The sequence below is a fragment of the Cupriavidus pauculus genome (genome assembly GCF_008801835.1).
Taxonomy (GTDB): Bacteria; Pseudomonadota; Gammaproteobacteria; order Burkholderiales; family Burkholderiaceae; genus Cupriavidus; species Cupriavidus pauculus.
In genome coordinates, this window is the sequence record NZ_VZOW01000041.1 from 1 (window position 1) to 10,870 (window position 10,870).

Below are 10,870 nucleotides of genomic sequence, written 5' to 3' on the forward strand. Positions count from 1 at the left end.
CCCGCCGCGAGCTGGCCGGCGGGCAGCACGCCGACGCCGCTGGCCGGGCGCGAGCCGAGCGCGGCGGCAAGCGGCACGCGTGCGGCCAGCACATCGGCCAGCGTAGCGCTGGGCGTGGCGCCGGCAAGCCGCATGGCGCGCGCGCCGTGGACGTCCTCGTCCACCAGCAGCACGCGTTCGCCCTGCATCGACAGCGCATTGGCCAGGCCCAGCGCCACCGTGGTGGCGCCGGCCCCGGGTTCGGCGGCGACCACCGCGATGCGTCGCGTCACGCGTGGCGCCAACAGGCGGCGCAGGCTTTCTGCCTGATCGGAAGCCATCGGATTCAAGGCTTACTCCCCGGCCGCCGCGAACTGCGGCATGGCATCCATGGCGGCCATCGCCCGCATCGCGGACGCAGCGGATTCGGGCGCGTCGGCCGCTGGTTCGACGGCCATCATCGCGGGCGATGCGCTGCGGCCCGGATAGTTTTCCAGCACGTCCAACAGCGCCAGCAGCCGGCCCATGCCTTCGTTGAGCACCGGCCCGGCAACCGGCGCATTGACGCGCGCCGAGGCGCGACCGGCCAGTCGCGACAGGAATGCCGGCGCCGTCGGCGTCGGCGTGTGTTGCAGGCGCAGCGCGGTCAGACCCAGTTGCAGCGCCACCATGCCGGCGCAGGGCATGGTCTCTTCATCGGCGTCCTGCGCGAAATGGTCCATTGCGTGGCGCAACGTGCGGAACTGATCCTCCGCGTCGAGCGTCCATTGCGCCCAGCGCGCGACCTGCGCGGCATCGTTGGCCAGTGCCGGATCACACAGCGTGTACTCGACGGACAGCGTGTCGCCGGTGTCGCGCGCGATCATGCGCGACACCACCAGGCACGCCTCGGTGCCGGTTTCGGCAGCTTCGCCCGCGTTGGCGGCATTGGCACGTCCGCGCGCCGCGGCGCGCACCTGGCCGTCCGGCACGCGCACCAGGCAATGCGCGAGCCAGTGCACTGCGTCGCGGTCGCTGCAGCGCACGTCGCCGATGGCGTGGAACGTGAGCGTGTCGGCAATCGTGTCGACCTTGTTGGCCAGACCGTTGGCAATCACGCGCGTGGTCTTGCGCGTGCCTGCCACCCAGCGTTCGCCGCTTTGCTGCCAGCGCGCAAGCGTGGCGGGGCTGGGCAGCGACGTGTTGAGGTTGACCACCGTGCGTGCGGCAGCCAGCGTGGTACGCACCGTGGCGGCTTCCGCTTCGGCATCGGCTTCGGCCAGCGACTGGCGCGTACGGCTGGCGGGCACCACGGTGCTGGCCAGCGGCATGCCGTCGCGATCGGACAACCACAACGTCTGCTGCATCATCTGCGGCGCGCGGCGGCCCTGCACCGGCTGGGCTACGCTCTGCGTCACCGCCAGCACGTGGCGATCGCAAACGCGGCTGGCCTCGCGGCACATTGCCAGGCGCACCTGCTGGACCATCGGTCGCAGCGCCGCCGCACCGGCAGTGCGCTGCTGCCACAGCTGCCGGGCCAGATCGAAGCCGTACGGCGCGGCGTTGAGTTCTTCGACGCAGACGCCGACGGCGTTGGCGCTATCGGTGAGCGACCGCAGCATGTCGTCGGCGCCATTGCGCTCGGCCGCGCGCGGCGCCACAGCGTCGACGGCGCCGGCCTGGCGGCGCGCCACATCGGCGTCATTAAAAAGCGACCCGCGACGCGGCGTGAGGAATGCGCGTTCGACCAGTGCACTGGCCTGCGCCAGTTCGAGATGTTCCGGCACGCGCTGGCCGGTCGATGCATAGAACACCGGCAGACGGTGACGGATCACCACATCGAGCACCGATCCCAGATGCGTGGCTTCGTCGAGCTTGCTGATGATGCAGCCGTCGATGCCGCCAGCGGCGCCTGCGGCGTCATTGCGATAGGCGTGCACGACTTCGTTGAGCGTGTCGCCGTGCGCGGCGCCGTTGAGCAGCAGCACGCGCTGCATCGGCGCCTGCACACCGGCAAGCATCGCGATCTGGTCCGACAGGCTGCGGTCGCGCTGGCTCATGCCGACGGTGTCGATGATCACCAGATGCTTGTCCTGCATGGCCGACAGCGCAAAGCGCAGATCGGCGGCGTCTTTCACGGCATGGACCGGGACGCCGAGGATGTCGCCATAGATGCGCAGTTGCTCGTGCGCGCCGATCCGGAATCGGTCGGTGGTCAGCAGCGCCAGGCTTTGCGGGCCGTGGCGCAACACGAAGCGCGCGGCCAGCTTGGCGGTGGTGGTGGTCTTGCCCACGCCGGTCGGGCCGATCAGCGCGAGCACGCCGCCCTGCGCAAACAGCGCGTCCTCGTCGGTCAACACCGGCACCTTGCTTGCCAGTTCCTGGCGGATCCACGCCATGGCCGCGGGGCGATCGGTGCCGAGCGGCAGGCGCGACAGCAGCGTGCGCGACAACTGACCCGAGAAGCCCGCGTTGACGAGCCACTCGAACAGCGATTCGCGCAGCGGGTCGCCCGCGGCCACCGATGGCGCGCCGTTGGACAGCCCGGCGAACTGGCGTTCGAGCATCGAGCGCATCGAAGCCAGTTCGCCGCGCAGATCGTGCATCGCGCCATCGTCTTTGGCGACGGCATCGGGCGCGGTGGCGGCGAGCGTGTTGGCGGGCGCGGCGAACGGCATGCCGTCGGCCGCCGGCGGGTTGATGCCGTTGAGCGCCTGGAGCATGGGCGACGGCGAAGGCATCGCCATGGCGGATGCGGGCGGATCGTAGAGCTGCGCGTTGGCCTTGACCGCACCAAGATCGGTATCGCGCATCGCCACGATTTCCACGCCGCCTTCGATGGAGCGGTTGGAGAGCACCACGGCATCGGGGCCCATGGCCTCGCGCACCTTGCGCATCGCTTCACGGCCGTTGGCCGCCACAAACTTTGCCACGCTCATGATTCTGTCCTTACGCCGCGCCGCCGATCATGGCGGTGATGCGGATGTTGCGGTTGTCCGGTACTTCTGCGTGAGACAGCACTTTCAGTTGCGGCAGCGTGCGGCGCAGGAAGCGCGCCATCAGCGGCCGCAGCGGCGCCGGCACCAGCAGCACGGGGTCGAGTCCGAGCTGTTCCTGGCGCATGACGGCGCCTTGCGCCTGCTGCAGCAGCGCATCGGCCAGCCCCGGCTCGATGCCGCCGCCGTTGGCCATCGCTTGCGTCAGCACGCGCTCCAGGCCGGCGTCGATGCCGATCACCTGCATGTCGGCGTTGTTGGGGAACAGCTGTTGAGTGATGGCGCGGCCCAGCGCCACGCGCACCAGCGTGGTCAGTTCGGCCGGATCGTTGATCTTCGGCGCGTTTTCCGCCACGACGTCCAGAATGGTGCGCATGTCGCGGATCGCCACGCCTTCGTCGAGCAGGTTCTGCAGGATCTTCTGCAGTCCCGTCAGGGAGATCGTCTTCGGCACCAGATCCTCGGTCAGCTTCGGCGCTTCCTTGGCGATGCGGTCGAGCAGCGCCTGCACTTCCTGGCGGCCCAGCAGTTCGGACGCGTGCATCTGGATCAGATGGTTCAGGTGGGTAGCCACCACGGTGCTCGCGTCGACCACGGTGTAGCCATACGCCTGCGCCTGTTCCTTGAGGCTGGCGTCGATCCAGACGGCCGGCAGGCCGAAGGCCGGATCGCGCGTCGCCGCGCCAGGCAGCGTGCCCGTGACCTGGCCCGGATTGATCGCCATCCACTGGCCCGGGCTGGCTTCGCCGCTGCCGATTTCCACGCCCTTGAGCGTGATGCGGTAGGCGGTCGGCTTCAGTTCGAGGTTGTCGCGGATATGGACCACCGGCACCAGGAAGCCGATGTCCTGCGCGATCTTCTTGCGGATGCTCTTGATGCGGCCCAGCAATTCGCCGTTCTGTCCGCGATCCACCAGTGTGATCAGGCGGTAGCCCACCTCCATGCCGAGCGGGTCGACCATCGTGACGTCTTCCCATGTGGCTTCGGCGGTTTCCGCCGGCACGGCGGGCGTGCGTTCGTCGCGCGTCTTGCTCTCGGCAACCTTTGCTTCGCGCTGCATCATGTAGCGGCCAAACCAGACCAGTCCGCCAGCCAGCAGCAGGAAGGCAAAGTGCGGCATGCCGGGGATGATGCCCATCATGCCGATAATGGCCGCGGTGATGAACATCACGCGCGGATTCGAAAACAGCTGGCCAGTCAGCTGCTGGCCGACGTCCTGCTCGTTGGACACGCGCGACACGATCACACCGGCTGCGGTGGAGATCACCAGCGCCGGGATCTGCGCCACCAGGCCGTCGCCGATCGTCAGCAGCGTGTAGTTGTGCACGGCGGTAGCGAAATCCAGATCGTGCTGGACCATGCCGACCACCATGCCTGCGGACACGTTGATGAACATGATCAGCAGGCCGGCGACGGCGTCGCCGCGCACGAACTTCGACGCACCGTCCATCGCGCCGTAGAAATCGGATTCCTGCGCCACTTCGGCGCGGCGCTTGCGTGCGCCTTCTTCGTTGACCAGGCCCGCGTTGAGGTCGGCGTCGATGGCCATCTGCTTGCCGGGCATCGCATCGAGCATGAAGCGCGCGCCGACTTCGGCGATACGGCCTGCGCCCTTGGTGATCACCATGAAGTTGATCACCACCAGGATCGCGAACACCACGATACCGACGGCGAAGTTGCCGCCCACCAGGAAGTGGCCAAACGCCTCGATCACCTTGCCCGCGGCGTCTGGGCCGGTATGGCCCTCGAGCAGCACCACGCGCGTGGAAGCCACGTTCAGCGACAGACGCAGCAGCGTGGAGAACAGCAGCACGGCGGGAAACGCGGCGAAATCGAGCGGGCGCTGCGTGTACATGCCGACCAGCAGCACCATGATCGACAATGCGATATTGAACGTGAACAACAGATCCAGGATGAACGCCGGCAACGGCAGAATCATCATGCCGAGGATCATCACGACCAGCAGCGGGCCAGCCAGCGCCTTCATCTGGGCGCCGCCACGCAGTGCGGGCGAGTTGAAAAGGTTGGTCAGAGCGTTCATGCGCGGCTTTCCGGTACGGCTAGTTCATCCGGCACCAGCAGCTCGGCCGGCGCATTGGGCTGCGGGCCTTGGCTGTAGTGCCAGTGTTTCAATTGAAAGACCCAGGCCAGGACCTCGGCCACTGCGGTGTACAAACCCGCCGGGATTTCCTGCCCCAGTTCGACGTGACGGTGCAGCGCGCGCGCCAGCGGCGGCGCCGACAACACCGGCACGCGATGCTCGGCGGCCAGTTCGCGGATGCGCGCGGCCACTTCGTCGGTACCCTTGGCCACCACGCGCGGCGCGTTCCAGCGCGCCGTCTCGTCGTAGCGCAGCGCCACGGCGAAGTGCGTGGGGTTGGTCACCACCACGTCCGCCTTGGGCACTTCGGACATCATCCGGCGACGCGCCATGGCCCGCTGCTGCTGGCGGATGCGGGCCTTGATATGCGGATCGCCATCGGTTTCCTTCATCTCCTGCTTGACCTCTTCCTTGGTCATGCGCAGCTTCTTGTAGAACGTCCACAGCTGCCACGGCACGTCCAGCGCCGCCACCAGCAACAGCGATCCGGCCACCATCGCGCACACGTACAGCACCATGTCGGTCATGTGCAGCAGCGCTTCCTCGATCGGCGCGTTCATCAACGCGACGGCTTCGGGAATCTCGCGCCACAGCAGCCACGCGCCCACGCCGCCCACCAGCAAGGACTTGGCGATGGCCTTGGCCAGTTCCACGAGCGAGTTCGACGAGAACATCCTGCCGATGCCGGCCAGCGGCGACATGCGCTTGAAGTCGGGCGCGAACGATTTCGTCGAGAAAACCCAGCCGCCCAGCGCCAGAGGCGCCACCAGCGCCGCCACGCCAAACATCAGCAGCAGCGGCATGAAAGCCAGCAGGCTTTCCCAGATCGCCACACCGAACTGCGACAGCATGCGGTGCGTGTCGAACGCCGTGGCGGGCTCGAACGCCAGGCTGGCGTGCATCACGGCATTGAGCTTGCGGCCGAGCATGCCGCCCATGACCCACAGGCCCAACACGCCCGTCATCAGCATGACGAACGTGCCGAGTTCGCGCGAACGCACCACCTGCCCCTCCTCGCGCGCCTTTTCGAGGCGCCGGGGTGAGGCGGGTTCGGTTTTTTCGAGATCGCTTTCCTCGGACATGAATGCTCCAATACGACGCGCACGGACGGCACTTCGTCACCGAGGATTATCAAATCCCGGACTGGAAAGCATTGGGGGGAAAAGGCGGGGAAACAGGTGCCTGTTTCAGGAATGAGCGGGCCAGCGGAAATAACGGCCCCGGGGTGGCAATCTTTAGCGCGACGCGCCGAAAATGTGCCGATTCCGCCCATTGGAAGCGCGCGCGGCGACGAAGATATGGCCGCCGCCGCCGCGCATCGTGCTACCGGAAGAGGCCTTCGGCGGCACCGGCGCCCATACGGCGGCGGGCTGCCGGACAATTCGCAAAATCTGCGATCTTCGTATAAAAAGCATGCAATGCGCGCGATCACTCCCACGCGCATATCGGCTCAGTGGACGACGTTTCAGGCCGAGCCGTCCTCGGAAGGCGCCGTGTCGATCTTGATGCCAAGCTGGCCGGCCATGTCTTCGACCAGCGCCTGCAGGCGCGCCACCTTATCTTCCAGGGCGCGATGGCTGATGCGCAGCGCTTCGAATTCCGACGGCGATACGTCTTCGTCCGCGCTGGCGCCGCGCGGCGATGCGCCCCATTCGGCCGCGCTGACCTCTCCGCACATCAGGTGCATCCATCGATGCTCGCGTTCGCCCGGCGCGCGCGGCAGCTTGACGACCAGCGCCGGCGTGCGCTCTGCAAGTTCGTCCAGGAATCCCTCGACCGACGAAATATCGGCAAACGCATGCAGGCGCGCTGAATTGAGCCGCAGTTCCGCCGCGGTTTGCGGGCCGCGCAACAGCAGCGTGGAAAGCAGCGCCGCCGACTGGCTTGGCACACCGAGCACTTTTGCCAGATTCTGCTCGAAGCGCGGCACACGGCTGCTGCTGCCTTCGAACACCAGGCTCAGGGACTTCAGGCCATCGATGGCCGTAAGGATTTCGGCCTCGCTGGCGCTCATCACCGGCGAGCGTGCGGTCTTCTGGTTGCATCCGGCCACCAGCGCGTTCAGCGACAGCGGATAGGTGTCCGGCACCGTAAGCTGCTTTTCAAGCAGCACGGCGACGACGCGGCCCTCCAGCGCGGTCAGGGCGCGCATGGGAGGTCGGGCGGGTCTGTCGGGAATGGCATCCATCGATAAGAAGCGAGCGTTTGCGAGGCAGACATTGAAGCGCAACGCCCGCGGCGACGCAACCGGATTGGATGCCCCGGCACGCGCCACCATGCAAAAAAGGCCGCGATCCCGACGACCGCAGCCTTTCGTCATATCAAGCGACGCAGCGAGGTTCGCGGTCTTTGACCGCGTTCGATCCGCGTTGCCCGGCGTTACGCCTTAGTTGACCTTCAACTGGCCGCCCGTGCCCAGGCCGCCCTTGACGTTCTGCGCCTTGTACTGTTTGACGGCGGTGACGAGGTTGTTCAGCGAATCGGTAAACGCGGCGACCACCACCTTGCCTTGCGGTGTGTTCGAGTACGCACCTGCGCTGCCGCGCGCGCTGTTGCCCATCAGGGCGCCGAGCATGCCGTAGTCGATATTCTTGGCCGATCCTTCGGCGGCGGCCAGCTGCACGCTCGAACGGTTGTCGACCAGCGTCAGCAGCGTCGACGCCTCGGCGCTCTTCATGCTGCCGGCCACGCTGGACAGCACGCCGCCCACGTGCGGCACCCACGCCAGCAACTGACCCGACCCACCGCCGGTGTTATTGCTGCTGAAGGTGATGCTGGGGCTGACCGTGTAGTCGGCCGCCACCATCTGGCCCTTCTGCAACTTCGACTTCTTGCGCAATTCGCCCGTTGCGTTCAGGGCGCGTTCGCCCATCGCGGCGTCGAGGCCACGGCCGCGATCCACCACGACGAAACAATTGGACTGCTGCACCAGCAGCTTCAGTACCGGAACCGTGCTGCCCAGCTGATACTGGCCGGTCAGGATGCCGTACCACGGCGCAGAAGTGTCCTCGATGATCGATACCGTACCCAGCGGCGCATCGCAGCGCTGCAAGGTAGTCTGTGCGTTTTGCGATTCGGTGCCGCCGACGGAGCCGGTTGCCACCGTCTTCGCATCCTTGGCGCCCATTTGCATGTCGGCGCACGCACCCAGCAGCAGCACGGCGGCTACGGCGACTCCCGTTGTCTTGAAACCCATTGCGACCCTCTTTTATTGGATTCTTTGTCTAAATACGCGCGAGTCGTCAAAAACGACAAAAAGGCCCCGTTCACCCGATCGCGCGCAACCGCCGTTATGGCGGAAAGTTCCCGTGACGATAACCACACTTGAGTGTTATTTACAGCACAATTCAGATGTGATAGTCGCGGCACTCACGGCATAAGGATCGGCGAAATGATTCGTTGGCCGGCGCATCGTCAACGCTTACGGTCTGCGTTTTCCCATCAGAAATCAGACGATGACCGCCTCCCGCCGCCAGTTTCTTCATGCCGCCAGCGCTGGCGCCATGCTTGCCGCCGTTCCCGCCCTGCGCGCACAGACGCGACCGCTATTGAAGGCGGGGGATCAGAAGGGCGGCCTGCGCGCGCTGCTGGAAGCCGCCGACGCGCTGAAAGACCTGAGCTATGACATCCAGTGGACCGAATTCCCCGCCGCGGCGCCGCTTGCCGAAGCGCTGAACGCAGGCGCCGTCGACAGCGGGCCGATCGGCGATGCGCCCGCGATCTTCGCCCTGGCCGCCGGCACGCGCATCAAGCTGATCGGCGCCAACCGGTCCGACCCGTATGGCACGGCGGTGCTGGTGCGGCCCGATTCGCCGCTGAAGACCGCCGCGGACCTGAAGGGCAAGCGCATCGGCACCAACCGTGGTTCGATCGGCCATTTCGTTGCGCTGAAGGCATTGTCATCGGCAGGGTTGCGGCCCGAAGACGTCGACATCCGGTTTCTGCCGCCCGCCGACGCCAAGCTCGCATTGACCAATGGATCGGTCGACGCCTGGGCGACGTGGGAACCCTATACGGCCATGGCGGAGACCAGCGGGCATGCGCGCGTGCTGGTCAGCGGGCGCGGGCTTTGGTCGGGCTTGAGCTATCTGGCGGCGACCGACGCGGCGCTGGCGGCCAAACGTGCCGTGCTCGGCGATTTTCTGCAGCGCATCGTGCGGGCGCAGGCGTGGTCGTATCAGCACGTTCCCGAGTTTTCCGCCACGCTGGCGCGCATCATCGGCATTGCTCCGGAAGCCGCGCGCCTGCAGTTCGAAAGGCGCCGCACGCAGTGGCAGCCGATCGATGCGGAATTGATCGCCGTACAGCAGCAGACCGCCGACTTTTACCTCAAGTCGGGGCTGCTGAAGCAACGGCTCGACGTCGCCGCCACGTTCGACAAGGGCTTCCCGATCAGCGCGTGATGGGCGGCTTGCCGGGACGGCGCTCGAGCAGCGGCGCATCGATGCCCTGCACGCCCACCAGACCAAGTACCGTGGTGAGGCCCCATTGCGCGCCTTCATAGGCATGGGTGGGGTCGAACCACTCGTCGCGCGAATGCGATCCGCCCGATTTGCCGCCGCTGCCGATGATGATGGCCGGGATACCGAGTGCCATCGGCACGTTTGCGTCAGTGCTGCCGCCGCGCAGCGAAGGCGCTTCCTTGCTGTTGGCCTTGATCACGCGCACCGCCGACTGCACGATCACCGCGTTGCCGGGCGTCATGCCTGCCGGACGATCGCCGATCTGGCGCGCCTGAAACGTGATTTCCTGCCCCTTTGCGGCCGACCATCGGCGGTTTTCTTCGGCCACACCCGCCGCAATCGCGTCCATGATCTGCTTTTCGGTCTCCAGCAGCGACGGCGTGGCATTGGAGCGGATATCGATGGCCATGCGTGCGTCTCCGGCAATTGCGTTCACCGAGGTGCCGCCGCCAACCGTGCCCACAGTGAAGGTGGTCTTTGGATCGGCCGGGGTGCGCACGTCGCCGATCTTGCCGATTGCGCGCCCCATTGCGTGGATGGCGCTTGGCAAGCCAAACGCGCCGAAGCTGTGGCCACCCGGACCGCGGAACGTGACCTCATAGCGATGGCTGCCGGTGCCTTGTGTCAGCACGCGCTCGCCGGTGCCCGGCTCGATCCCGACCATGCCATCGATATCGGGATGATCCCTGAACACGGCGCGCATTCCGCGCAGATTGCCAAGCTCTTCTTCGCCGACGTTGCCCACAAAGACCAGATCGCCAACCGTGCGCACGTTGTTCTCGTTGAGCACCTTGAGCCATGACAGCAGAACGGCCAGGCCACGCGTGTCATCGCCGATGCCGGGCGCATAGAGCTTGCCGTCGCGCGATTTCACCGTGACGTCGGTGCCCTCCGGAAACACCGTATCCAGATGCGCGGAAACCAAGAGCTTGGGCCCGTTGCCGGTGCCCTTGCGGATGCCGATCGCATTGCCTTCGGCGTCGATGTGCGCATCGTTCAAGCCCAGCGCCTTCAGCCGGGAAACGAAATACTCGGCGCGCGCCTTTTCCTTGAACGGCGGCGCGGGGATTTCGGTCATCGTCTTCAGTTCGGCAAGCGCACGCGCATCGTCGGCACGCACATCGGCCATCAGCTTGCGATACAGCGGCGATGCTTCGAGTTTTGCGTAGGCACTGTCGACAGCAGGCGAAACCTGCGGAACATCGAGCGTCTGTGCGTGGGCGGGGCCGATCGCCGCGGCAATGGCGGTGGCCGTGGCAAGCGAGAACGCGGTACGGCGAAGGCATGACACGTGTGACATGGGGGCAGAATCCTCCGGCAACGAACGGGAAGGCCCAATGTCGAGCAACGTG

Annotated in this window: 8 protein-coding genes; 1 reads left to right on the plus strand and 7 read right to left on the minus strand. The window is 66.4% G+C overall.

The genetic code is table 11. The features are described 5' to 3' along the window. The 6 genes from F7R19_RS26010 to F7R19_RS26035 all read right to left on the minus strand — a co-directional run. A partial coding sequence (locus F7R19_RS26010) for an AAA family ATPase (RefSeq protein WP_150982513.1) occupies positions 1–320 on the minus strand: 320 nt, incomplete at its 3' end. 12 nt (positions 321–332) lie between these two features. Then, on the minus strand, positions 333–2,897 hold the full coding sequence (gene flhF / locus F7R19_RS26015; protein WP_150982494.1) for a flagellar biosynthesis protein FlhF: 2,565 nt from the start codon (positions 2,895–2,897) through the stop codon (positions 333–335). 10 nt (positions 2,898–2,907) lie between these two features. Then, positions 2,908–4,995 carry a flagellar biosynthesis protein FlhA gene (gene flhA, locus F7R19_RS26020; protein ID WP_061958701.1) on the minus strand — a complete coding sequence of 696 codons (2,088 nt, stop codon included), beginning with the start codon at positions 4,993–4,995 and terminating at the stop codon, positions 2,908–2,910. After that, on the minus strand, positions 4,992–6,137 hold the full coding sequence (gene flhB, locus F7R19_RS26025) for a flagellar biosynthesis protein FlhB (RefSeq protein WP_061958700.1): 1,146 nt from the start codon (positions 6,135–6,137) through the stop codon (positions 4,992–4,994). Before flhB ends, flhA begins: the two co-directional genes overlap by 4 nt. Positions 6,138–6,520: 383 nt before the next feature. Next, on the minus strand, positions 6,521–7,243 hold the full coding sequence (locus F7R19_RS26030; RefSeq protein WP_061958720.1) for a YceH family protein: 723 nt from the start codon (positions 7,241–7,243) through the stop codon (positions 6,521–6,523). A gap of 198 nt (positions 7,244–7,441) precedes the next feature. Further along, positions 7,442–8,251, minus strand: coding sequence for a CsgG/HfaB family protein (locus tag F7R19_RS26035; RefSeq protein ID WP_061958699.1), 810 nt, complete (start codon positions 8,249–8,251; stop codon positions 7,442–7,444). 259 nt (positions 8,252–8,510) lie between these two features. Here F7R19_RS26035 and F7R19_RS26040 point away from each other — a divergent pair, with 259 nt between their 5' ends. Further along, on the plus strand, positions 8,511–9,458 hold the full coding sequence (locus tag F7R19_RS26040; RefSeq protein ID WP_150982495.1) for an ABC transporter substrate-binding protein: 948 nt from the start codon (positions 8,511–8,513) through the stop codon (positions 9,456–9,458). Here F7R19_RS26040 and F7R19_RS26045 read toward each other — a convergent pair. Further along, a complete protein-coding gene (locus F7R19_RS26045) occupies positions 9,448–10,818 on the minus strand; it encodes a M20/M25/M40 family metallo-hydrolase (protein WP_084004146.1) in 1,371 nt (456 codons plus the stop codon). The genes F7R19_RS26040 and F7R19_RS26045 overlap by 11 nt on opposite strands. Between the last annotated feature and the right edge of the window lie 52 nt (positions 10,819–10,870).

Coding starts and splice junctions, on each gene's coding strand:
- flhF (WP_150982494.1), bottom strand. CDS start 2,897: ATGAGCGTGGCAAAGTTTGTGGCGGCCAACGGCCGTGAAGCGATGCGC.
- flhA (WP_061958701.1), bottom strand. CDS start 4,995: ATGAACGCTCTGACCAACCTTTTCAACTCGCCCGCACTGCGTGGCGGC.
- flhB (WP_061958700.1), bottom strand. CDS start 6,137: ATGTCCGAGGAAAGCGATCTCGAAAAAACCGAACCCGCCTCACCCCGG.
- F7R19_RS26030 (WP_061958720.1), bottom strand. CDS start 7,243: ATGGATGCCATTCCCGACAGACCCGCCCGACCTCCCATGCGCGCCCTG.
- F7R19_RS26035 (WP_061958699.1), bottom strand. CDS start 8,251: ATGGGTTTCAAGACAACGGGAGTCGCCGTAGCCGCCGTGCTGCTGCTG.
- F7R19_RS26040 (WP_150982495.1), top strand. CDS start 8,511: ATGACCGCCTCCCGCCGCCAGTTTCTTCATGCCGCCAGCGCTGGCGCC.
- F7R19_RS26045 (WP_084004146.1), bottom strand. CDS start 10,818: ATGTCACACGTGTCATGCCTTCGCCGTACCGCGTTCTCGCTTGCCACG.